At 64.7% G+C, this 24,277-nt stretch carries 16 protein-coding genes and 3 rRNA genes; 16 read left to right on the top strand and 3 right to left on the bottom strand.

Annotated features, from left to right (window positions below; translation table 11 throughout):
• The first annotated feature begins 70 nt into the window (after positions 1-70).
• The gene (locus ACT9TC_RS03400) at positions 71-1,024 is read left to right on the top strand and encodes an NAD-dependent epimerase/dehydratase family protein (protein WP_458042030.1); all 954 of its coding nucleotides are present in this window, start codon (positions 71-73) and stop codon (positions 1,022-1,024) included.
• A gap of 240 nt (positions 1,025-1,264) precedes the next feature.
• On the opposite strand, the gene ACT9TC_RS03395 is transcribed toward ACT9TC_RS03400, so the two are convergent.
• Positions 1,265-2,488, bottom strand: a complete 1,224-nt coding sequence (locus ACT9TC_RS03395) for an integrase catalytic domain-containing protein (protein ID WP_458040749.1) — start codon at positions 2,486-2,488, stop codon at positions 1,265-1,267.
• 346 nt (positions 2,489-2,834) lie between these two features.
• On the opposite strand from ACT9TC_RS03395, the gene argC reads away from it, so the two are divergent.
• The 8 genes from argC (at position 2,835) to ACT9TC_RS03355 (ending at position 11,496) form a co-directional block, all read left to right on the top strand.
• A complete protein-coding gene (gene argC, locus ACT9TC_RS03390) occupies positions 2,835-3,917 on the top strand; it encodes an N-acetyl-gamma-glutamyl-phosphate reductase (RefSeq protein ID WP_458042029.1) in 1,083 nt (360 codons plus the stop codon).
• A complete protein-coding gene (gene argJ / locus ACT9TC_RS03385; protein WP_458042028.1) occupies positions 3,914-5,071 on the top strand; it encodes a bifunctional glutamate N-acetyltransferase/amino-acid acetyltransferase ArgJ in 1,158 nt (385 codons plus the stop codon). Before argC ends, argJ begins: the two co-directional genes overlap by 4 nt.
• Complete coding sequence (gene argB, locus ACT9TC_RS03380) at positions 5,068-5,997, top strand: acetylglutamate kinase (protein ID WP_458042027.1); 930 nt, start codon at positions 5,068-5,070, stop codon at positions 5,995-5,997. The genes argJ and argB overlap by 4 nt, the downstream gene beginning before the upstream one ends.
• Positions 5,994-7,238, top strand: coding sequence for an acetylornithine transaminase (locus tag ACT9TC_RS03375; protein ID WP_458042026.1), 1,245 nt, complete (start codon positions 5,994-5,996; stop codon positions 7,236-7,238). The genes argB and ACT9TC_RS03375 overlap by 4 nt, the downstream gene beginning before the upstream one ends.
• Entirely contained in the window at positions 7,235-8,158 is a 924-nt protein-coding gene (gene argF, locus ACT9TC_RS03370) for an ornithine carbamoyltransferase (RefSeq protein WP_458042025.1), read from the top strand. Before ACT9TC_RS03375 ends, argF begins: the two co-directional genes overlap by 4 nt.
• Before the next feature lie 13 nt (positions 8,159-8,171).
• Positions 8,172-9,350 (top strand): heparan-alpha-glucosaminide N-acetyltransferase domain-containing protein, encoded by a 1,179-nt coding sequence (locus tag ACT9TC_RS03365; RefSeq protein ID WP_458042024.1) that lies wholly within the window; start codon positions 8,172-8,174, stop codon positions 9,348-9,350.
• Positions 9,347-10,774, top strand: coding sequence for an argininosuccinate lyase (gene argH / locus ACT9TC_RS03360; RefSeq protein WP_458042023.1), 1,428 nt, complete (start codon positions 9,347-9,349; stop codon positions 10,772-10,774). Before ACT9TC_RS03365 ends, argH begins: the two co-directional genes overlap by 4 nt.
• Positions 10,775-10,851: 77 nt before the next feature.
• Positions 10,852-11,496, top strand: coding sequence for a SatD family protein (locus ACT9TC_RS03355; protein ID WP_458042022.1), 645 nt, complete (start codon positions 10,852-10,854; stop codon positions 11,494-11,496).
• Positions 11,497-11,499: 3 nt separating this feature from the next.
• Here the strand turns inward: ACT9TC_RS03355 and ACT9TC_RS03350 are convergent, their stop codons facing one another.
• Complete coding sequence (locus ACT9TC_RS03350; protein ID WP_458042021.1) at positions 11,500-12,087, bottom strand: hypothetical protein; 588 nt, start codon at positions 12,085-12,087, stop codon at positions 11,500-11,502.
• 84 nt (positions 12,088-12,171) lie between these two features.
• Between ACT9TC_RS03350 and tyrS the strand changes: the two genes are divergently transcribed.
• Both tyrS and ACT9TC_RS03340 read left to right on the top strand, forming a co-directional pair.
• A complete protein-coding gene (gene tyrS / locus ACT9TC_RS03345) occupies positions 12,172-13,473 on the top strand; it encodes a tyrosine--tRNA ligase (protein ID WP_458042020.1) in 1,302 nt (433 codons plus the stop codon).
• Between the two features lie 21 nt (positions 13,474-13,494).
• On the top strand, positions 13,495-14,310 hold the full coding sequence (locus ACT9TC_RS03340; RefSeq protein WP_458042019.1) for a DUF4184 family protein: 816 nt from the start codon (positions 13,495-13,497) through the stop codon (positions 14,308-14,310).
• On the opposite strand, the gene ACT9TC_RS03335 is transcribed toward ACT9TC_RS03340, so the two are convergent.
• On the bottom strand, positions 14,307-15,614 hold the full coding sequence (locus ACT9TC_RS03335) for a CoA transferase (RefSeq protein ID WP_458042018.1): 1,308 nt from the start codon (positions 15,612-15,614) through the stop codon (positions 14,307-14,309). The genes ACT9TC_RS03340 and ACT9TC_RS03335 overlap by 4 nt on opposite strands.
• A gap of 553 nt (positions 15,615-16,167) precedes the next feature.
• Between ACT9TC_RS03335 and ACT9TC_RS03330 the strand changes: the two genes are divergently transcribed.
• The 5 genes from ACT9TC_RS03330 (at position 16,168) to ACT9TC_RS03310 (ending at position 24,224) form a co-directional block, all read left to right on the top strand.
• Positions 16,168-17,689 (top strand): 16S ribosomal RNA (locus ACT9TC_RS03330).
• Positions 17,690-18,111: 422 nt separating this feature from the next.
• Positions 18,112-21,225 (top strand): 23S ribosomal RNA (locus ACT9TC_RS03325).
• A 104-nt stretch (positions 21,226-21,329) separates the two neighbouring features.
• A 5S ribosomal RNA gene (rrf, locus tag ACT9TC_RS03320) occupies positions 21,330-21,446 on the top strand.
• The 16S, 23S and 5S rRNA genes sit together here, the layout of an rRNA operon.
• 109 nt (positions 21,447-21,555) lie before the next feature.
• Positions 21,556-23,184 (top strand): primosomal protein, encoded by a 1,629-nt coding sequence (locus ACT9TC_RS03315; RefSeq protein ID WP_458042017.1) that lies wholly within the window; start codon positions 21,556-21,558, stop codon positions 23,182-23,184.
• The gene (locus ACT9TC_RS03310; protein ID WP_458042016.1) at positions 23,184-24,224 is read left to right on the top strand and encodes an HAD-IIA family hydrolase; all 1,041 of its coding nucleotides are present in this window, start codon (positions 23,184-23,186) and stop codon (positions 24,222-24,224) included. Before ACT9TC_RS03315 ends, ACT9TC_RS03310 begins: the two co-directional genes overlap by 1 nt.
• The last annotated feature ends 53 nt before the right edge of the window (positions 24,225-24,277 follow it).

Here is a 24,277-nt window from a genome sequence, read left to right as displayed (position 1 = left end):
CTGCGAAGCGGGAGTTGCGCCGACGGCGGAACGGGGTGCGGGCGGGTCCCGCGGCTGCTGGGATGGCCCCATGTCAAACGTTTTGATTCTGGGCGGAACCGGATGGCTGAGCGGCGAAGTGGCGCGGCGATGGCGGGATGCCGGGGCATCCGTCACCTGTCTTATTCGCGGCGGCCGACCGGTACCCGAGGGCACCACGCTGATGCTCGCCGACCGAAACGGGCCCGACGCCTATGCCGAGGCGGCAGCTCGAGAATGGGACGAGATCGTGGATGTCTCGTCCACCCCCGCGCACGTCACGACGGCCGTCGGGGCGCTGGCCGCGCGCACCGCGCACTGGACGTACGTGTCGTCGGTGTCGGTGTACGCGGCGCACGACGAGGTCGGTGCCGACGAGAGCGCCGCGCTGAGCGAACCGGCCGCGGCCACGACACCAGAAGATGAGTACGACTACTCCCGCGCCAAGGCGGCGGCCGAGGCATCCGTCCGTCATGGACTCGCGGATCGCGCGGCGATCGTGCGTCCGGGCTTGATCGTTGGGCCGGGCGATCCGACCGATCGGTTTGGCTACTGGGTCGGCCGGTTCGCACTCGCAGCGTCCGAACCCGTTCTTGTGCCGGCTGCTCCCGCCGCGATGGCGCAGGTGGTCGATGTCGCCGATGTGGCGGATTTCATCGTCGCCGCGGGTACCGAACCGTGGCAAGGCGTCGCGAACGCCGTCGGACACCCGCTGCCTGGGAGAGCTTCTGGCGCTCGCACGGGATGTCGCGGGCCACACCGGCGACGTGGTCGAGGTCGACGACGAATGGCTCGCTTCCCAAGAAATCGGATATTGGATGGGCCCGAGGTCGCTGCCTCTGTGGCTGCCGAGCAATATGCCCGGCTTCTCGACGCGCTCAAACGCGGCCTACCTCGCCGCGGGCGGGCACCTTCGCGACATCCGCGACATTCTCGAACGCACCCTCGACGACGAGCGGATGCGTGGGCTCGGTCGCCCCCGCGGTGCCGGCCTCACTCGAGCTGACGAGCTCGCCCTGCTCGCGCGCCTCTAACGCGCGCCGAACCGGCACTTCCATCGCGAACCGGTACGGAATCCGTGGCGGTTGGCGACGAATGTGCCGGTTCGCGTGAGAGGGGCGGAGCGGGCAGGGGAGGGTGGGGCGGATTTGCGGATGCGGGGCAGGGCGGATCGAGGTGCCTCATCTAGAAGTGAGCGCGAAGGGTGATGCGGTGCCTCACGTATGGTGAGCGCGAGGCTTGCGGTTCATTTGGTTGTTTGGAGTCGACGGATCGACGTTTCTAAGGATGTCATGTCGAGGTGTCGGCTGGTGGTCATGGCTTCGGTTTTGGCTTGTGATAGCTCGATGAGTTGGAGCTGGATCTGGTTGATCCGGCGGGTCAGATCGGCGGGGTTGATCCCGGTGATCCGGGCCTGAACGACGTCGGCTTGCTCGGCGGTGAGGACCCCAGAATCGCGCACTCGCTGCCAGGGTGTCTTCGGTGCGTCGTAGAGGCGTGTGCGGCGCCCGCTGGCCGCGGTGGCGTATGCGGTGGGCTTCTTCGTCGGGGTGAAGAAATTCAACCGTAGTGAGACGAGCCGCCAGAGCTCGTTCAGCAGCGCGAGCTCGTCCGGGGTGTCGTAGCGCCAATGGAACGCGTGTTTGCGGACGACGTGGTTGTTCTTCGACTCGACGGTCGCTTGGTCGTTTTTCTTGTAAGGGCGGGACCGGGTCTGGGCGATGTCACGGGCTTGGAGCCAGTCCGCGACATCATGGTTGATGAACTCCGATCCGTTGTCCGAGTCGAACACGCGCAGCTCGAATGGGAACATGTTCTGCAGATCGCCGACAGCGCCGACGATCCACTTGGCCGCGTTGTTGCGGATCGAGGCGTTCTCGGTCCACCCGGTGGCGATGTCGGTCATCGTCAACGTGCGTGCGAACTCGCCGACGAACGTGGGTCCGCAATGCGCGACGGTGTCCGCCTCGATCACCCCGGGTGCCGTGACCGGGGCATCCCCGACCTTCGACAACCCGATCGAGTTGCGCAGCAGCGGTGACGGGATCGTCGTAGAGATCCCCCGCAACTGCATCGCCCGACGTGCCGGGCTCAGATACCGGTCGATCGTTGCCGGACTCATTGTCTGAAGCTCGACGATCGTCTGCGGTGTCACGAATGGCTTGTCGAGGTCGCCGGCAGCGTGCAGCAGCGGCATCCACAGCTCCAGCATCACCACGAGGTACTTCCCGCACGGCATGCCCATCAGCGCCCACACATGCTCCAGCAGCCGCCTCGAATCATCGCTATACGTCTTGGCCCGCAACTGGCGTCTATCGACCTGCTTCGCCGGATCCGGCAGCACCGGCCCCGTCAGCATCCGCCGCGCCGTTGATCGGCCCATCCCCGTCGTGCTCATCACCTCGTCAAGGATCCGGGCCTTGTCGTGCTTCGATGCTTTCCGGTACGCGTCACGGAGTTTGTTCGTCACCTGTCGCCTCGCGGCCATCTCAATCTTGCCTTCCACACAGGCAAGCTTCGCGCTCAAAGTATGTGAGGCACCAACACACCCCACGCGCTCAAAGAAACTGAGGCACGTCGTCGATTTGCGGATGCCGCGGGTCGGCGGCTATCGTCGGCCCATGCCTTCGGCCGCCACCACCCTCGAGACGCTCCTCGCGAGCGCTTCCGGTGCGCGCCGACGTCTGGACGGACGCCGACTCTAGGCGACCCCGCGCTCCCCGCCTCGGTGGGTCGAGCGAGCGGTGTCGCCGGTGTCTTCCCGCACCCTGCCCGTCGGGCAAGGGCGCACCGTCCCAGACTCTAAGGTTGGAACCATGCCCTATCAGGTCGCCGTCTCCGGCGCATCCGGCTATGCCGGCGGCGAATTGTTGCGCCTCCTGGCGGCGCACCCGGATGTCGAGATTCGCACCGTCACCGCACACTCGAACGCCGGCCAACCGCTCGTCGCTCACCAGCCGCACCTGCGCTCGCTCGCGCACCTGACTCTGCAAGAGACGACGCCCGAGACGCTCGCGGGGCACGACATCGTCTTCCTCGCCCTGCCGCACGGGCAGTCGGGGCAGTACACCGAGGCCCTCGCTGCGATTCCGCTCGTTATCGACTGCGGCGCCGACCATCGGCTCGAATCCGTGTCCGCCTGGGATCACTTCTACGGCGGTGACTTCCATGAGGCCTGGATCTACGGTGTGCCCGAGCTGCCCGTCGACGGGGGGAGGCAGCGGGAACGGATCGTCGGGGCCACTCGGATCGCCGCCCCCGGATGCAACGCCTCGACCGTGAGCCTGAGCCTTGCGCCGGGCGTCGCGGCCGGGGTGATCGATCCGTCCGACATCGTCGCCGTGCTTGCCGTCGGCCCGAGTGGCGCGGGCAAGAGCCTCAAGACCAACCTGCTGGCGAGCGAGATCCTCGGTTCAGCCAATCCGTATGCCGTCGGCGGCACGCACCGGCATATTCCCGAGATCCGGCAGGCGCTCGCCGCGGCGCGGGCCGGTGGGGTCGCTTCGACGGGCTCAGCGACCGAAGCGGACGAGGGCATCCGCATCTCGTTCACGCCGGTGATCGTGCCGATGGCACGGGGGATCCTGGCCACGAGTTCGGCCCCGATCACCCCCGGCGCTACCGACGACGACATCCGGGGTGCGTGGGAGGCGGCCTACGGCGACGAGACGTTCGTCCAGCTGCTCCCCGCGGGAGAATTCCCTCGCACGGCGGACGTGCTCGGCGCGAATACCGCCCTCATGGGCCTCGCGATCGACCGGGCCGCCAATCGGGTCGTCGTCGTCACTGCCCTCGACAACCTGGCCAAGGGCACCGCGGGCGCCGCGATCCAGTCGATGAACATCGCCCTCGGCCTTCCCGAGGCCACGGGCCTGAGCGTGAACGGAGTGGCACCGTGAGCGTGACCGCACCCCAGGGTTTCGAGGCGGCCGGAGTCGCCGTCGGGCTGAAGTCGACGGGTAAGCCGGATGTCGCGATCGTCGTCAACCGCGGGCCGCTCAAGGCCGGCGCGGCCGTGTTCACGAGCAACCGCGCCAAGGCCAACCCCATCATCTGGTCCGAGCAGGTGATCAAGGACGGCGTCGTCGAGGCGATCGTCCTCAACTCGGGTGGCGCGAACTGTTTCACCGGCAGCTTCGGCTTCCAGACCACGCATCAGACGGCCGAGAGGGCCGCCGAGTTGCTCGACGTCAGCGCCTCAGACGTCCTGATCTGTTCGACGGGCCTGATCGGCACAGGTGACGAGGTGTTCCGCGCGAAGGTCCTCGACGGCACCGAGAAGGCGATCGCCGCGCTCGCCGCGGATGGGGGCGAGGATGCATCCCTCGCCATCATGACGACGGACTCGCGCCCCAAGCGCACGGTTGTGCAGGGTGACGGATGGTCGATCGGCGGCATGGCGAAGGGTGCCGGGATGCTGGCGCCCGGCCTCGCGACGATGCTCGTCGTGATCACCACCGACGCGGTCCTCACCTCAGCAGAGGCTGACGCACACCTGCGCGCCGCGACGAACGTCAGCTTCGACCGGCTCGATTCGGACGGATGCATGTCGACCAACGACCAGGTCACCCTCATGGTGAGCGGGGCCTCGGGCATCACTCCCGACCCCGCAGATTTCACCGCAGCCCTGCGCGAGGTGTGCACGAACCTCGCGACGCAGCTGCAGGGCGACGCCGAGGGGGCAAGCCACGACATCACGATCGAGGTCACCGGCGCCGCATCCGAAGAAGACGCGGTGGAGGTCGGCCGCTCGGTCGCCCGCAACAATCTCTTCAAGGCCGCAATCTTCGGCAACGATCCCAACTGGGGTCGGGTGCTCGCGGCGATCGGAACGACGGATGCTGCGTTCGACCCGTACAACGTCGACGTGAGCATGAACGGCGTGCGGGTCTGCACGCAGGGCGGCCCCGACCGCCCGCGCGAGGAGGTCGACCTCACCCCGCGTGCCACGCACGTCGGTATCGACCTCAAGGTCGGCGACGCACACGCCACGATCTGGACCAATGACCTGACGCACGATTACGTCCACGAGAACAGCGCCTACAGCTCATGACCGACACCGCGGACCACACCGATATCAACAACGCTCTCCAGGACACGAGCCCCGAAGAGGCCGCCGCGAAGGCGGGCGTGCTGATCGAGTCGCTGCCGTGGCTGAAGCGCTTCCGCGAGCAGATCATCGTGATCAAGTACGGCGGCAACGCCATGATCTCGGAAGAGCTGCAGGAGAGCTTCGCGGAAGACATCGCGTACCTGCGCTTCGTCGGCGTCAAGCCCGTCGTCGTGCACGGCGGGGGCCCGCAGATCTCGGCGATGCTCGACCGGCTCGCAATTCCGAGCGAGTTCAAGGGCGGCTACCGCGTCACCAACACCGACGCGATCTCGGTCGTGCGGATGGTTCTGACGGGCCAGATCAACCCGCAGCTCGTGGGCCGGATCAACGCGCACGGACCGTTCGCGAGTGGGCTGAGCGGTGAAGATGCCGGGCTGTTCGGCGGGCGGCGTCGTGGCGTGACGATCGAGGGCGTCGAACACGATCTCGGCAACGTCGGCGACGTGGTCGAGGTCGATCCGACGGCCATCCACGATCACCTCGAGGCGGGCCGCATCCCGGTGGTCTCGAGCATCGCCCCGGATCTTGACCGCCCCGGCCAGTCGCTGAACGTCAACGCGGATGCCGCGGCATCCGCTCTCGCCGTCGCCCTCGGTGCGACGAAGCTCATCGTGCTGACGGACGTGCCCGGGCTCTACGCGGACTGGCCGAATCGCGACTCGCTCGTCTCGCACCTGACCTCGTCTCGCCTGCGCGAGCTCATGCCGAGTCTCGAGTCGGGCATGATCCCCAAGATGCAGGCGTGCCTCGATGCGGTCGAGGGGGGCGTCGATACGGCGGCGATCATCGACGGCCGCGTGCCGCACTCGGTGCTGGTCGAGGTTTTCACACACAAAGGAATCGGAACAGAGGTGGTGGCGGGATGAGTTGGCAGGATGACGCGAGGGGTGACCTCGTTCGCAGCTTCGGCGATCGCATGGCGCTGTTCGTTCGCGGCGAGGCCTCGTACCTGTGGGATGACTCCGGTCGCCGCTACCTCGATTTCCTGGCCGGCATCGCGGTCAACTCGCTGGGGCATGCACATCCGGTGTTCGTCAGCGCGATCACCGAGCAGGCCGCGACCCTCGCGCACGTCTCGAACTACTTCGCGACGCCCCCGCAGCTCGCGCTCGCCGCGCGGTTGAAGAGGCTCGCCGGCACGGGCGAGACGGGGCGCGTGTACTTCGGCAACTCGGGCGCCGAGGCCAACGAGGCCGCGTTCAAGCTCGCGCGGCTCCACGGCAAGAAGACCGGGCACACCCGCATCCTGACGCTCGAGAACGCATTTCATGGCCGCACGATGGGCACCCTCGCGATGACGGGGAAGCCCGCGATGCAGGCCGATTTCCTGCCCATGGTGCCGGGCGTCGAGCACCTCCCCGTGACGATCGACGCGCTCACGGATGCTTTCGCCGCGGGTGGTGTCGCGGCTGTGGTCTTGGAGCCCATCCAGGGCGAGGCCGGTGTCGTCGAACTGCCCGAGGGATACCTGCGCGCGGCTCGCGAACTGACCGAGAAGCACGGCGCGCTGTTGATCCTCGACGAGATCCAGACGGGTGCCGGGCGCACGGGCGCGTGGTTCGCCTTTCAGCACGAGGGCATCACGCCCGATGCGATCACGGTCGCCAAGGGCATCGGCGGCGGCTTCCCGATCGGTGCCCTGATCACCTTCGGTGCGGCGAGCGACCTGTTCTACCCGGGCACGCACGGCTCGACGTTCGGCGGGAACGCGCTCGGCACCGCCGTCGCCGGTGCCGTGCTCGGCGAGATCGAGCGCGCCGGACTCGTCGAGAACGCAGCGGAGCGCGGTGCGGAGCTGCGCGCGGGCATCGCGGCGCTCGGATCCCCTCTCGTGGCGGGTACGCGCGGCCAGGGCCTGCTGATCGGCGTTGCCCTGACACATCCGGTCGCCAAGGCCGTCGTCGCGGCCGCGCAAGAGCACGGCCTGGTCATCAATGCCGCGAACGACGAGACCATCCGCATCGCGCCGCCCCTGACGATCGGCGACGCCGAGGTGGCGGAGTTCTTCGAACTCTTCGCCGCATCGCTGTCGACCGTCACGGACGCGCTGCTGATCGAGACATCCGAATCCACTCCCACGCCCGAACCTAAGGAGGTTCCCGCATGACCCGCCACTTCCTGCGCGACGACGACATCACCGCGGCCGAACAGTCCGAGATCCTCGACCTCGCGATCGAGTTGAAGAAGGATCGCTGGGCTCAGAAGCCGCTCGCCGGCCCCCAGACCGTCGCGGTGATCTTCGACAAGTCCTCGACCCGCACGCGCGTCTCGTTCGCCGTCGGTATCGCCGATCTCGGGGGTACGCCGCTGATCATCTCGACGGCCAACAGCCAGCTCGGGGGGAAGGAGACCCCGGCCGACACGGCGCGGGTGCTCGAGCGCCAGGTCGCGGCGATCGTCTGGCGCACCTACGCGCAGGCGGGGTTGGAGCAGATGGCCCAGGACACCCGGGTGCCGGTCGTGAACGCACTGTCGGATGACTTCCACCCGTGCCAGCTGCTCGCCGATCTGCTGACGATCCGCGAGCACAAGGGCGACCTGAAGGGGCTGACGCTCACGTTCTTCGGCGACGGCAAGAGCAACATGGCGCATTCGTACGTGCTGGCCTGTGCGACCGCCGGCATGCAGGTGCGGGTCGCCTCACCCGAGGACTACTCACCGCGCGAGGATGTCGTGGCCGACGCGGATCGCATCGCCGCCGAGACGGGCGGTTCGGTCACGCTCTACACGGACCCCGTCGAGGCCGCGGCCGGTGCGGACGTCGTCGTCACCGACACGTGGGTGTCGATGGGCAAGGAAGAGGAGAAGATCGCGCGGCTGCGGGATCTCGGCGCCTACAAGGTGACCGAAGAGACCATGGCGCTCGCGAGGCCGGATGCGATCTTCATCCACTGCCTGCCCGCCGACCGTGGGTACGAGGTCGACGCGAACGTCATCGATGGGCCGCAGTCGGTGGTCTGGGACGAGGCCGAGAACAGGCTCCACGCCCAGAAGGCGCTGCTCGTGTGGCTGTTGCAGCAGGTCTGAGCGGCCCCGTCCGGTGAGCGCCCTTCGACAGGCTCGGGAGCCGCGCAGCGAGTCGAAACGCACGGGTTTCGGCGCGCGTTGGGAACGACTGAACGGTCCTCGCCGCATCGCCGGGCTCGATCTCGCGCGCGGCCTGGCCGTCGTCGGGATGTTCGCGGCACACCTGTTGTGGATCGATCCGTTCGACCCCACGGATGTGTCGACGTGGACGGATGTCGCGAACGGTCGTTCCTCGATCCTGTTCGCGACGATCGCGGGCGTCTCGATCGCGCTCATCACCGGCGGCCGCACCCCCGTGAGCGGCGCCGCGCGGGAGCGGGCATCCGCTCGTCTCGCCCTTCGGGCGCTGTGCATCTGGGTGATCGGCGTGCTGTTGATCCTGACGCAGGTGCCGGTCTACGTCATCCTTCCGGCGTACGCCATCCTGTTCCTGCTGGCGTTGCCGCTGTTGCGTGCGCGCCCGGCATTCCTGTTCGCGCTCGCGGCCGTGCTCGGCCTCGTGATGCCGTGGGTGCAGGCGCTCATCGGGCAGCTGCCTTTCTGGGACACGCAGATCGGGGCCGAGATCGGCCTGCTGCTCGGGCTGAACTATCCGTTCCCGGTATGGATTGCTTTCATCGTGGCGGGACTCGGCGTCGGCCGCCTCGACCTCCGCTCGCTCGGCACCCAGGCCGCTCTCGTTTTCGTGGGAGCCGGGCTGGCGGTGCTCGCCTACACGCTTGCCTTCGCGGTCCCCGCCGTACCCGACACGTATCTCGCGCTCGTCTGGACCGCGGACGCGCACTCCGACGGCCTGCTCGAGGTGTTCGGGTCGGGAGGTTTTGCGCTCGCTATGCTGGGACTCTGCCTGCTACTGACCCGCCCGTGGCGGGAGAGGGCGTGGCTCAGTCCGATCGGATGGCTCGCTCTGCCTCTCCGTGCGGTCGGGTCGATGCCGCTCACCGCGTACGTGGGTCAGATCGTCGCATGGTGGGTTCTGCAGCCGACGCCGGACCCCGGTGAGTCGACGCTCGAGGCCTTTCGCGACACCGATCCCTTCGTCCCGTTCGTCGTCTGGACGATCGTCGCCTGCACGCTGTGGGCACTCGTCGTAGGACGCGGCCCGATCGAGTGGGCGCTCGATCGTGTCTCGCGCCTAGCGGGGCACCGCCGCCGGGGTGCCGGGCAGGCCGTCGATAGGGTGGAGCAGTGAGTAACGACAAGGCGCAGGGCACGAACGAAGGAGCCCTCTGGGGCGCACGATTCGCGGGCGGACCCTCGCCGGAGCTGGCCGCACTCAGCCGTTCGACGCACTTCGACTGGGTGCTCGCGCCCTACGACATCGCCGGCTCGAAGGCCCACGCCACGGCGCTCGCTGCGGCCGGATATCTCGAGGCCGACGAGCTCGACGCAATGCACGCGGCGCTCGATGCGCTCGCGGCAGACGTGGCGTCGGGCGCCTTTGTCGCGGCCGAGTCGGACGAGGACGTGCACGGTGCCCTCGAGCGCGGCCTGATCGAGCGGGCCGGTGCCGAACTCGGCGGCCGGTTGCGCGCGGGCCGAAGCCGCAACGACCAGATCGCGACGCTCGTGCGGATGTATCTGCTCGACCACGCGACGGTCATCGCCCGAGACATCCTGCGCGTGATCGACGCACTCGTCTCGCAGGCGGAAGCCGCGGGTTCGGCGATCATGCCGGGCCGGACGCACCTGCAGCACGCGCAGCCGATCCTGCTCGCCCATCACCTGCAGGCCCACGCCTGGCCGCTCGTGCGCGATCTCGAGCGTCTGCGCGACTGGCGCGCCCGCGCCGCGGTCTCGCCGTATGGCGGGGGAGCGCTCGCAGGTTCCAGCCTGGGTCTTGACCCCGCGCTCGTCGCTCGTGAGCTGGGCCTTGATCGTCCCTCCGAGAACTCGCTCGATGGCACCGCGGCGCGGGATGTGGTGGCGGAGTTCTCGTTCATCGCTGCGATGATCGGCATCGACCTGTCGCGCTTTGCGGAAGAGATCATTCTCTGGAACACGCGCGAGTTCGGGTTCGTGACGCTCGACGATGCGTATTCGACCGGTTCGAGCATCATGCCGCAGAAGAAGAACCCCGATATCGCCGAGCTCACCCGCGGCAAGGCGGGGAGACTCATCGGCGACCACACCGGGCTGCTGGCAACGCTCAAGGGCTTGCCCCTGGCGTATAACCGCGACCTGCAGGAAGACAAGGAGCCCGTCTTCGACACTGTCGTCACCCTCGAAGTTCTGCTGCCGGCCATTGCGGGCATGATCGCGACACTGCGATTCGATACCGAGCGGATGGCGCGGCTCGCCCCCGAGGGATTCTCGCTCGCGACGGATGTGGCCGACTGGCTCGTGCGCCGTCGCGTACCGTTCCGCGACGCGCACGAGATCTCGGGCGCGCTGGTTCGGGCGTGCGAGATCGAGGGAATCGGCCTGGAGGAGGCATCCGATGCCCTCTTCGCGCGGGTGTCGCCGTTGCTGACGCCCGAGGTGCGCGAGGTGCTCACGATCGAGGGCTCCGTGGCGAGTCGCTCGGGCGTCGGCGGCACGGCGCCGGTGCGGGTCGCCGAGCAGCGGGCTGAACTCGTCGCGCGCGCCCAGTCGGCGGCACGAAGCATTTCGTGAGAACAGTGGAAACTGATCTTTTCTCAAATATCAGCTTAGAGTTGATATAACGGAGATATCAGTGACATACTGATCACATGGTCGCAGCACTGATTGCCGACATCGTTGCCTCGCGCGGGCTCCCGGACAGAGCTTCGGCGCAGCGGACGCTCGAAGAGACACTCGGGATGGTCGCAGAAGCCGCGCCGGCATCGGAGCGTCCCCTTCTGCCGACGGTCGGGGACGAACTGCAGGGTGTGTATCCCGACCTCCCGACGGCGCTCGTGACCACGATGCTCCTCCAGCTCGCGCTGCCCGAGGGGATCGAGCTCCGCTTCGGAATCGGGCTCGGCGCGATCGAGGACATCCCCTCCGTGCGGGGCGCACTGTCAGAAGGAGAGGCGTGGTGGGCCGCGCGGACGGCAATCGACCGGGTGGAGCAGCTCGCCCGGCGCGCCGCGCCGTCCGCGCGCACCCTCGTGGCCCCGGCGGAGTCCGCGCCGCTTGAGACGCATGAGCTCGTCCGGGTCGCCAACAGCGGGCTCCTCGCACGCGATCGCGCCGTTGCACAGCTGAGCCCGCGAACACGTCGGATCCTCTATCGACGATGGCTCGGGGACACCCAGAAAGAGACCGCACGTGCCGAGGGCGTCGTCCAGTCAGCCGTGTCGCAAGCCCTCGCGACCGCAGACGGCGGAGCGCTCATCGAGGGCCTGCGCGCCCTCACCGGTGCACGGGACTGAACGTCACCAGATGGCGAGCCACACCATGCCGGCCGCCGTGCTGGCCCACAGCAGGCTCGCGAGGGTGCCGACGATGAACCTCTCACGCGCGGCGGGGGTCGCGAGCTCGGTGAACCGCCCGATGCCCTTGAGTGCGACGATGATCGCGATGACCGCGGGGAATCCCGCGAGGATGCCCAGAGCAACCGCGGACCGCTCGAGGTAGCCGATCGCGGTTCCGCCGCGAAGAATCTCTTCTTCGCGCGGCGGCTCACGCTCAGCCATGAGCTCGACGAGGATGCCGCCCCGGGTGCCCTCCTCCGTGCGTCCTCCGTCGGCGGCGGCCAGTGCCCACCGAGAGAATGGATTGCCGCCCAGCACCGACAGCGCGACGCCGAGGATAGCGAGCGCGGCTCTGAAGAGCAGCGGAACGTTGTACGGCAGTACCGAGACGATGAGGAAGCACAGCACGACGAGCCCGCCCGCGACCGTGAGCAGCACGGTTGTCGGTCGGCGCAGAGCCACTGTCACCAGAGCCAGCGCCGCACAGAGTGCGGCGAAGAGGAAGATCACGACGATTGTCGTGATGAGGATGTCGGCGCGGGATTCCACGCCGCAAGTCTGGCATGGGGCGCCGACGCTGAAGGGGGTGCTCGGCTCCGTGGCGATGTGGCTCTCGCTGATACCCTCGAACCCGTGCCATCCGCAGCTCTCAGCGTCACCGATCCCGCTCGCGATCCCGCCTTCGACAACGTCTGGGACGACCTCGTCTGGCGCGGACTCGTGCATGTCTCGACCGATGCCGAGACGCTCCGCGAGATGCTGGGCGGCGAACCGATCGTCTACTACTGCGGGTTCGACCCGACGGCGCCGAGCCTGCACCTCGGCAACCTGGTGCAGCTGCTCACGATGCGTCGCTTGCAGCTCGCCGGCCACCGTCCGCTCGGTCTGGTCGGCGGGTCGACGGGGCTGATCGGAGATCCGCGGCCCACGGCCGAGCGCACCTTGAACACCCGAGAGACCGTCGCCGAGTGGGTGGATCGACTGCGCGCTCAGGTCGAGCGGTTTCTGAGCTTCGAGGGCGAGAACGCCGCGCGAATGGTCAACAACCTCGACTGGACGGCACCCCTCAGCGCGATCGACTTCTTGCGTGAGATCGGCAAGCACTACCGCGTGGGCACGATGCTCAAGAAGGATGCCGTGAGTGCCCGGCTGAATTCCGACGCGGGCATCAGCTACACCGAGTTCAGCTACCAGATCCTGCAGGGCATGGACTACCTCGAGCTCTACCGTGCCTACGGCTGCGTTCTGCAGACCGGCGGCAGCGATCAGTGGGGCAACCTCACGAGCGGCGTCGACCTGATCCATCGGGTCGAGGGAAAGTCGGTGCACGCGCTGGGCACGCCGTTGATCACGAACAGTGACGGCACGAAATTCGGCAAGAGCGAGGGCAACGCGATCTGGCTGGATGCCGAGATGTGCAGCGCGTACGCGTTCTACCAGTTCTGGCTCAACACACTCGATGCCGATGTGATCGCGCGGCTGAAGATCTTCACGTTCCTCGGCCGGGACGAGATCGAACGGTACGAGCAGCTCGTCGAATCCGAGCCGTTCCGCCGCGAGGCGCAGAAGCGGCTGGCTCTCGAGGTCACCGCGCTGGTCCACGGGACGGATGCGGCGGCCGCTGTGATCGCGGCATCCGAGGCTCTCTTCCAGGGGGGCGACCTGACCGCGCTCGACGCATCGACGCTCGAGTCGGCGTTGCGAGAACTCCCGCACGCCGAGCTGCCGGCCGGAACCGACATCGTCCGCGCGCTGGTGGACACGGGGCTCGTGTCGAGCCTGTCGGAGGCGCGGCGCGCGATCGCCCAAGGCGGCGTGAGCCTCGATGGCGAACGGGTGGCCGACGAATCCGTCATCGTTTCGGGCGCGCTACCCGGCGGGGTCTCGGTCCTCCGACGCGGGAAAAAGACCTTGGCGGGCGTCTTCGTCCGGTGACCCGATTCGAGAGCTGAGCGCGTGCCCTTCACTCCGAGCCACGCGGTCGTCGCGCTGCCGTTCATTCGCACGCCGCTCGTGCCGGCCGCCATCGCGATCGGTGCGATGACGCCGGACCTGCCGATCTTCTTGCGTGGTTTCGGGCTGCGGTACTCGGCAACGCACACGTGGTCGTGGCTTCCCGTCACGGTGGTCGTCGCGCTCGTGCTGTTGCTCATCTGGCGTTGCGTGCTGAGGCCCGCCGCGCGCGATCTCGTGCCGCGTGCGCTGGCCGAACGACTTCCGGACGGGTGGGATGCCGGGGCCCTCGCCTCTGCGCGCGAGACCTTCGCTCTCCACCGGCCCGGCGTCGCTCCGGGCAAGATCTCGCTGGGGAGCATCCTGCTTCTCGTCGTGTCGCTCGCGATCGGGGTCGCGAGTCACATCGCGTGGGACCTCTTCACACACCTCGATCGCTGGGGCCTGCAGGCTTTTCCGCTGTTGGCCGAGCGGTGGGGTCCGCTCCTCGGATACAAGTGGCTGCAGTACGGCTCGACGGTCTTCGGGCTGCTCGTGATCGCAATCTGGGCCGCGTTGTGGCTGGGCCGACGTGGTCCCGTGTCCTTGCAGGATCGCGCGCCCGGCTTCATCCGAGTGGGGTGGTGGCTATCGCTGCCGGCTTTTCTGGTCGTCGCGTGGGTCGGCGGGCTGATGCTCTTCGGCCCGCTGCGCACGGGGTTCGGCGTCGAGCACCTCGCATATCTCCTGCTCCCGCCGGCCGTGGGCGTCTGGGGCGGGCTCACCCTGGTGTTGGCGATCGTGTTGCAGCTGGTGCGCCGGGCCCGCTCGAACGTCTAGAGCCATTCCGGGGCGTCGCCGCCCCACGGGCGCGGCGGGGCGAACGCACCCGGCCCGCCTTCGTACGCGATCGCGGGGCCCGCGGTCGTCAGAATCCCGCCGTCGACGTCGAAGGTCTGCAGGTGCGGACCTGCGTTGACGGGCTCGGTGGCGTTCGGCTCGGTCGTCCGAGGCATCCGGAGCAACTCCGCGGCGACTCGACGGAGAGATGTCTCTGCGAGCCACGACCCGCCCTCGACCGATTGCCGCTCGAGCAGGCTCATGATCTCGGCGGCGAGCAGATACCCGGCGCTGTGGTCGAGCGCCTGTGCGGGGAGTGCCCCGGGGACACCTTCCTCGCGTGACTCGATCCAGGCGATGCCGCTCGCGGCCTGCACGATGCTGTCGAATCCGCGGCGGTCAGCGGATGACGGGTCAGATCCCCATGCCGACAGGCGTGCGACGATGATTCCGGGATGACGAGAGGTCAGTGCGGCAGGTTCGAGCCCCAGGTGTGCCAGACCGGCGGGTCGATATCCGAGCACGACCACGTCCGCGTCGGCGAGAAGACGGTCGAAGACGTCGAGCTGACTCGGTTGGCGCAGTTCCAGGAGGGCAGACCGCTTGCCGTGCCCCGTGTCCGCGTGCTGCATCGGCAGCTCCGGGCTCTGGGGAGGGTCGATTCGCAGAACGTCGGCGCCGAGGAGCGCCAGCGTGCGGGTCGCGACGGGGCCCGCGATCACGCGCGTGAGATCCAGGACCCGGATGCCTTGCAACGGCGCCGATGTCGGGTCCCATGTTCGCGGGCGAGCGGGGGAGGGGCTGAGTCGATCACCTCGCACAAGGGGACCCTCGGCGAGAACGGCGTCACGGCCCGGGTTCTCGTGCATCACGCCGACGCAGATGGCGCCCCGGGCGGTGATCGCCTGCGTCGCCACGCCCGCGGGCATCGCGGCCAGTGTCCGAACCACGGCATCCCGGTCCGTGTCCTCGCCTATTCCCAGGGCCGCCCGGAGCGCTTGAGCGTGGTGCGGGTAGTTGCCGTGGGTCCGCACCCAACCGTCGGATGTGCGGAAGAAGCCGGAGAGCGGAGCCCAGGGGGAGGGAGCTTCGTCGTTGAAGCGGATGTGCCGCTCGCTTGAGTACGCCACGGCAACGCGCATGGGGTCGGGGGACTGCGCCTGTGCGGAAGCCAGTCGGGCGGCCGCGGACGACGCCGCGGAAACGCTGTCCCACGCGAGTGTGCCCACGGCCAGGCATGACGGGAGAGGGACAGGCGCTATCGGGCGGCCTGTGGGAACGGGGGACTCTGCGGGACCGATCATGGTCGCGATCGTAGCCCCGCGCAGGGACCCCGTGACGCTGCCGGAAAAACCCCGGAAACATGCGCGACACGCCCGGGACGCACCGCAATTTGCCCGCCCCGCGAAATCCCACGTAAGGTAATACCTGTTCGCCCCAAAGGAGCGCGGTGAGGCCCCGAAAGCTTCCCCTCCTCAAGCGAAGAACACCCCCACCAAAAACCAACACTCTTGAGTGGTGGAAACCTTCGGGTTTACGATGGGGTCTCCTCTATCGGAGCGCCTACGAACGTGAAGTTCGGGACGCGAAGAGCTGAGAATGTCGATTTGACATCTCGCACAGAGGATGTAAGATAGAGAAGTTGCCCTGCGGGACGGTCGAGAGACACGGCGCAGGAGCATCCGATCCTTGAGAACTCAACAGCGTGCACTTGTCAAATGCCAAAAAACCTCGCGGTCAGCTTGTCTGACCGATGAGATTCTTTTGAGATTAAACGGATATGTCAGTAATGACATCCGATCGTCAGATCAAACTCGCTCGGCTCGACCCATTCCGGTCTTGTCGCAGCAAAATTCTTTCACGGAGAGTTTGATCCTGGCTCAGGATGAACGCTGGCGGCGTGCTTAACACATGCAAGTCGAACGGTGAAAGAGAGCTTGCTCTCTGGATCAGTGGCGAACGGGTGAGTAACACGTGAGCAATCTGCCCCTGACTCTGGGATAACAGTTGGAAACAGCTGCTAATACCGGATACGAGCTTCGAAGGCATCTTCAGAAGCTGGAAAGAACTTCGGTCAGGGATGAGCTCGCGGCCTATCAGCTAGTTGGTGAGGTAATGGCTCACCAAGGCGTCGACGGGTAGCCGGCCTGAGAGGGTGACCGGCCACACTGGGACTGAGACACGGCCCAGACTCCTACGGGAGGCAGCAGTGGGGAATATTGCACAATGGGCGCAAGCCTGATGCAGCAACGCCGCGTGAGGGACGACGGCCTTCGGGTTGTAAACCTCTTTTAGCAGGGAAGAAGCGAAAGTGACGGTACCTGCAGAAAAAGCGCCGGCTAACTACGTGCCAGCAGCCGCGGTAATACGTAGGGCGCAAGCGTTATCCGGAATTATTGGGCGTAAAGAGCTCGTAGGCGGTTTGTCGCGTCTGCTGTGAAAACTGGAGGCTCAACCTCCAGCCTGCAGTGGGTACGGGCAGACTAGAGTGCGGTAGGGGAGATTGGAATTCCTGGTGTAGCGGTGGAATGCGCAGATATCAGGAGGAACACCGATGGCGAAGGCAGATCTCTGGGCCGTAACTGACGCTGAGGAGCGAAAGGGTGGGGAGCAAACAGGCTTAGATACCCTGGTAGTCCACCCCGTAAACGTTGGGAACTAGTTGTGGGGTCCATTCCACGGATTCCGTGACGCAGCTAACGCATTAAGTTCCCCGCCTGGGGAGTACGGCCGCAAGGCTAAAACTCAAAGGAATTGACGGGGACCCGCACAAGCGGCGGAGCATGCGGATTAATTCGATGCAACGCGAAGAACCTTACCAAGGCTTGACATATACGAGAACGGGCTAGAAATAGTCAACTCTTTGGACACTCGTAAACAGGTGGTGCATGGTTGTCGTCAGCTCGTGTCGTGAGATGTTGGGTTAAGTCCCGCAACGAGCGCAACCCTCGTTCTATGTTGCCAGCACGTAATGGTGGGAACTCATGGGATACTGCCGGGGTCAACTCGGAGGAAGGTGGGGATGACGTCAAATCATCATGCCCCTTATGTCTTGGGCTTCACGCATGCTACAATGGCCGGTACAAAGGGCTGCAATACCGTAAGGTGGAGCGAATCCCAAAAAGCCGGTCCCAGTTCGGATTGAGGTCTGCAACTCGACCTCATGAAGTCGGAGTCGCTAGTAATCGCAGATCAGCAACGCTGCGGTGAATACGTTCCCGGGTCTTGTACACACCGCCCGTCAAGTCATGAAAGTCGGTAACACCTGAAGCCGGTGGCCCAACCCTTGTGGAGGGAGCCGTCGAAGGTGGGATCGGTAATTAGGACTAAGTCGTAACAAGGTAGCCGTACCGGAAGGTGCGGCTGGATCACCTCCTTTCTAAGGAGCACTTGAAGGCCTCCGGGCCTTCCAGAGCCAGATTCGAGACACACGTTCTCGACTGGTAGCTCATGGGTGGAACATTAGACAAGGTGCCGTATCGGAAGGTCCCGAACTCAGTACGCTGCTTGCAGCTGGAAACGTTCAGGTCGTTCTCACGACACATGCACGCTGTTGGGTCCTGAGGGACCGGATGCGCTTGGCCCACGGGTCGGAGCACAGACGAACCTCAGGACCTTTCTTCGTTGCCACAGGATGGCATCGCGGGAAGGTACCGCCCGTACTTTGAGAACTACACAGTGGACGCGAGCATCTTTGAGTCGATCTTTTAGATCGGCTCACAAAGATGATCTTAATAGATCATTAGTCAATTTTGAGTTGAGCCTTCGGGCTCAAATCGATTCTGATTCAAACTCATGTGATTTCAAATCTTTAAGAGCAAACGGTGAATGCCTTGGCATCTGGAGCCGAAGAAGGACGTAGCAATCTGCGATAAGCCTCGGGGAGTGGATAAGCACACCTTGATCCGAGGATTTCCGAATGGGGAAACCCCGCTGGGCAGCGTGCTGACCCAGTGACTCCCGCCTGAATATATAGGGCGGGTAGAGGGAACGTGGGGAAGTGAAACATCTCAGTACCCACAGGAAGAGAAAGCAACCGCGATTCCGTTAGTAGTGGCGAGCGAAACCGGAAGAGGCTAAACCGAGTATGTGTGATATCCGGCAGGAGTTGCATATTCGGGGTAGTGGGACTTTTCATGTTGCTCTGCCGAGCAACAAGCGTGATGAGACAATATAGACGAATGGTATTGAAAGACCAGTCATAGAGGGTGCGAACCCCGTAGTCGAAATATTGCCCTCAGCGCGAGAAGTATCCCAAGTAGCACGGGGCCCGAGAAATCCCGTGTGAATCCGCCAGGACCACCTGGTAAGCCTAAATACTCCCAGATGACCGATAGCGGACAAGTACCGTGAGGGAAAGGTGAAAAGTACCCCGGGAGGGGAGTGAAATAGTACCTGAAACCGTTTGCTTACAAACCGTTGGAGCCTCCTTAGTAGGGGTGACAGCGTGCCTTTTGAAGAATGAGCCTGCGAGTTAGCGATATGTGGCGAGGTTAACCCGAGTGGGGTAGCCGTAGCGAAAGCGAGTCTGAATAGGGCGATTCAGTCGCATGTCCTAGACCCGAAGCGAAGTGATCTATCCATGGCCAGGTTGAAGCGAAGGTAAGACTTCGTGGAGGACCGAACCCACTTAGGTTGAAAACTGAGGGGATGAGCTGTGGATAGGGGTGAAAGGCCAATCAAACTTCGTGATAGCTGGTTCTCTCCGAAATGCATTTAGGTGCAGCGTTGCGTGTTTCTTGCCGGAGGTAGAGCTACTGGATGGCCGATGGGGCCCAAAAGCTTACTGACGTCAGCCAAACTCCGAATGCCGGTAAGTGAGAGCGCAGCAGTGAGACTGTGGGGGATAAGCTTCATAGTCGAGAGGGAAACAACCCAGACCACCATCTAAGGTCCCAAAGCGCGTGCTAAGTGGGAAAGGATGTGGAGTTGCCTTGACAACCAGGAGGTTGGCTTAGAAGCAGCCACCCTTGAAAGAGTGCGTAATAGCTCACTGGTCAAGTGATTCCGCGCCGACAATGTAACGGGGCTCAAGCACGCCACCGAAGTTGTGGCATTGATATTATTGGTAGGCCTTCGTGGTCCAGCCGTATTGATGGGTAGGAGAGCGTCGTGTGGCCAGCGAAGCGGCGGTGTGAACCAGCCGTGGAGGCTACACGAGTGAGAATGCAGGCATGAGTAGCGAAAGACATGTGAGAAACATGTCCTCCGAAAGACCAAGGGTTCCAGGGTCAAGCTAATCTTCCCTGGGTAAGTCGGGACCTAAGGCGAGGCCGACAGGCGTAGTCGATGGACAACGGGTTGATATTCCCGTACCCGCGAAGAACCGCCCAAACTAACCCAGTAGTGCTAAGTGTCTGAATCCCACTGACGGATCCCTTCGGGGTGAAGCGTTGGGCCTAGCGCACGACCCCATGCTGGTGCGGTTAGCGTATTAACAGGTGTGACGCAGGAAGGTAGCCGGTCCTCGGCGATGGTAGTCCGAGGCCAAGTGTGTAGGCCGAGAGATAGGCAAATCCGTCTCTCATTAAGGCTGAGACACGAAGGGGAGCCCGTAAGGGCAAGATCCGGTGATCCTATGCTGCCAAGAAAAGCATCGACGCGAGGTTCTAGTGGCCCGTACCCCAAACCGACTCAGGTGGTCAGGTAGAGAATACCAAGGAGATCGAGAGAATCGTGGTTAAGGAACTCGGCAAAATGCCCCCGTAACTTCGGGAGAAGGGGGGCCTTCGACGTATAAGGACTTGCTCCGAAAGCGTTTGGAGGCCGCAGAGACTAGTGGGTAGCGACTGTTTATTAAAAACACAGGTCCGTGCCAAGTCGCAAGACGATGTATACGGACTGACGCCTGCCCGGTGCTGGAAGGTTAAGAGGACCGGTTAGCCGCAAGGCGAAGCTGAGAATTTAAGCCCCAGTAAACGGCGGTGGTAACTATAACCATCCTAAGGTAGCGAAATTCCTTGTCGGGTAAGTTCCGACCTGCACGAATGGCGTAACGACTTCCCAACTGTCTCAACCGCGAACTCGGCGAAATTGCATTACGAGTAAAGATGCTCGTTACGCGCAGCAGGACGGAAAGACCCCGTGACCTTTACTATAGTTTGGTATTGGTGTTCGGTGTGGCTTGTGTAGGATAGGTGGGAGACTTTGAAGCTTGGACGCTAGTTCAGGTGGAGTCATTGTTGAAATACCACTCTGGTCACTCTGGATATCTAACTTAGAACCGTAATCCGGTTCAGGGACAGTGCCTGATGGGTAGTTTAACTGGGGCGGTTGCCTCCCAAAAAGTAACGGAGGCGCCCAAAGGTTCCCTCAACCTGGTTGGCAATCAGGTGTCGAGTGTAAGTGCACAAGGGAGCTTGACTGTGAGACTGACAAGTCGAGCAGGGACGAAAGTCGGGACTAGTGATCCGGCAGTGGCTTGTGGAAGCGCTGTCGCTCAACGGATAAAAGGTACCTCGGGGATAACAGGCTGATCTTGCCCAAGAGTCCATATCGACGGCATGGTTTGGCACCTCGATGTCGGCTCGTCGCATCCTGGGGCTGGAGTAGGTCCCAAGGGTTGGGCTGTTCGCCCATTAAAGCGGTACGCGAGCTGGGTTTAGAACGTCGTGAGACAGTTCGGTCCCTATCCGCTGCGCGCGTAGGAAATTTGAGAGGATCTGACCCTAGTACGAGAGGACCGGGTTGGACGAACCTCTGGTGTGTCAGTTGTCCTGCCAAGGGCACCGCTGATTAGCTACGTTCGGGATGGATAACCGCTGAAAGCATCTAAGCGGGAAGCCGGCCTCAAGATGAGATTTCCATGCCTTCGGGCGAGAGGCTCCCAGCCAGACTACTGGGTTGATAGGCCGGGTGTGTAAGCGTGGCAACACGTGTAGCTGACCGGTACTAATAAGCCGACGATTTGATAATCACCTATTTTTGCTAGGTGCTTGCGTCCACTGAGTGGTTCTCGATGTACGGTCGAGAACCGCATAACAATGACTTTGTTATGCTGATTGAAACATCAATAGTGTTTCGGCGGCCATAGCGAGAGGGAAACGCCCGGTTACATTCCGAACCCGGAAGCTAAGCCTCTCAGCGCCGATGGTACTGCAGGGGAGACCCTGTGGGAGAGTAGGACACCGCCGGACTTCTTTCAAGAAAGGGCCACCCAACGCTGGGTGGCCCTTTCTTCGTTAACAGAGCTGTTTTGCAACAGTGCGATTTCGCCGACGGGCGAGTCGCGAAAGGATCGGAAACATGGCAGACGACGACCGCAAGGACGATGAGCGTCGCGGTGGGCCCGATCGCGGGCGTGACGCCTCTGGACGTTCACCCCGCACGGGTGGCAGCGCCGATCGCCGTCCGTCCTCTTCTCGCGGCGGTGATGCTTCGCGTAAGCCGTACGAGAAGCGTGATGGCAATACGTCTCGCGCACCGTACGTAAAGCGTTACGGTGATGCGCCGCGTAAGCCGTACGAAAAGCGTGATGGCAACTCGTCGCGTCCTCCGTATGTGAAGCGCGACGGCGACGCTCCGCGTCGACCGTACGAGAACCGCGATAGCGGTGGTTCGCGTCCGCCCTATGCGAAGCGTGATGGTGATGCGCCTCGTCGTCCGTACGAGAACCGCGATGGCAATGGATCGCGTTCGCCGTATGTGAAGCGTGATGGTGATGGGCCTCGTCGTCCGTACGAGAAGCGTGACGGTGATTCGCCGCGCAAGCCGTACGAGAAGCGCGACGGCAACTCTTCGCGTCCGCCTTACGTCAAGCGTGATGGTGATGCTCCCCGTCGCCCATACGAGAACCGCGACAGCGGTGGTTCGCGTCCGCCCTATGTGAAGCGTGATGGTGATGCTCCGCGTCGCCCGTACGAAAAGCGCGACGGCAACTCTTCGCGTCCGCCCTACGTCAAGCGTGATGGTGATGCCCCCCGCCGTCCCTACGAGAACCGCGATAGCGGTGGCTCGCGCCCGCCCTATGAACGCCGCGACGGCAACTCTGGTCGCCCCGGATACAACCGCAGCGACGCCCCGCCCCGTGACCGGGACCGCGATCGTGACTTCGAGCCACGCATCCCGGATCCGTTCCTGCCCGACGATGTCACCGCCCGCGACCTCCACCCGAGTGCGCGCAACGAACTGCGCACCCTGAGCAAGGAAAACGCTGACACGGTCGGCCGTCACCTGGCGATGGCCGTACGGATGATCGACGAAGATCCCGCTCTCGCGCACGAGCACGCCCTGGCTGCTTCGCGCAAGGCCGGCCGAGTCGCCGTGGTTCGTGAATCGCTTGCGATCACGGCGTACGCCGTGGGCGACTTCGCCCTGGCTCTGCGCGAACTGCGCACCTACCGGCGCATTTCGGGCAGCGACGATCAGATCGCGATGATGGTCGACAGCGAGCGTGGTGTGGGGCGTCCCGATCGTGCCCTCGAGGTCGGTCGTGCGGTCGATCGCGACTCGCTTCCGATCGAAACCCGCGTCGAGTTGGCGGTCGCCATGTCCGGTGCCCGCCTCGACCTGGGTGACCCGGAGCGTGCACTGCGCGAGCTGGATATCCCCGAGCTGAACCCCGATACCGCTTTCCCTTGGAGTCCCGGTCTGTTTGCCGCACGCGCAACCGTGCTCGAAGAGCTGGGACGCCTGGACGAGGCCGCCCGCTGGACCAAGCTCGCCGAGGTGGCCGAGGGCGCACTCGACGGCGACGGCTCGGATGACGTACTCGAGATCGACGAAATCGAAGAGCTCGACATCGACTTCGACGATGACGCAGATCTGGACGATGACGATGACGCTGATGATGCAGATGTAGATGCAGATGATGAATCGGAGTATTTCGAGCCCGTCGAAGGCAACAAGAGCGACGAGACAGAGGCATCCGACTGATGGCGCTCCTCGGGAGGGCGAGCTCGACGCCGCTTGATGGGGTCGATGCGGTCCTCGCCGATCTCGACGGGGTCGTGTACGCCGGTCACCAGGCGATTCCGCACGCCGTCGAGGCGCTGAACGCCGCGGGTCAGACACGTCGGCTCGGTTACATCACCAACAACGCCTCCCGCACGGACGCCACCGTCGCGACACAGCTGACCGAGCTCGGCCTGCACGTGCGTCCCGAAGACGTCATCACGAGCCCCCAGGCCGCGATGCGTCTGCTGCGGGACATGCTTCCCGAGGGGTCCCGTGTGCTGGTCGTCGGGGGAGAGGGCCTGACCGTCGAGGTCGAGAAGGCCGGTTTCACGGTGACGCGCAGCGCAAAGGATTCGCCCGCCGCGGTCGTCCAGGGTTTCTCGCCGGATGTCGCCTGGCGGGACCTCGCCGAGGCCGCGTTCGCGCTTGCCTTGCCCGAGGATCAGGGCGGCATCCCGTGGGTCGCGACGAATACCGACTGGACGATCCCGCAGGCGCGCGGTATTGCGCCGGGGAACGGCACGCTCGTGTCCGCCGTTCACACCGCGGTCGGGCGTCTCGCGACCGTCGCCGGCAAGCCCGAAACGCCGATCTTCTTCGAGGCGATCGCGCGGTTCGGCGCCCAGCATCCGCTCTTCATCGGCGACCGGCTCGACACCGACATCCTCGGCGCGCAGCGTGCCGGAATCGCTTCGGCGCTCGTGCTGACCGGAATCGACCGACCGAAGCACGTCCTCGCCGCGCCCGCCGGCTCGCGTCCGGACTTCATCCTCGGCGACCTGCGCGAACTCTCGCAGCCGTATCCGGCGGCGAAGACACGCGGGAAGGATGGCGCAGTCACGGTCGGCGACGCCACCGTGCGTGTCGCCGGAAACGACGTTGAGATCGTCGCGGAGGGATCCGCGCAGATCAACCTGCTGCGCGCCGCGGCCGGCGCGATCTGGGACTCGGGTCGTGCGATCTACGGATTGCGGGTTCCCGAGCGGCTCTACGACGACCCCTTCCGCACGGCGCGCTGAGCGGTGAGTGGATCCCGTCGCTGACGCCGGGCATCGAGGCATCGGCCGGTGCC

Source organism: Microbacterium sp. HM-570, assembly GCF_054165885.1.
The sequence above is the reverse complement of the archived record's forward strand: the minus strand, read 5'-3'. Positions and strand labels throughout refer to the sequence as shown.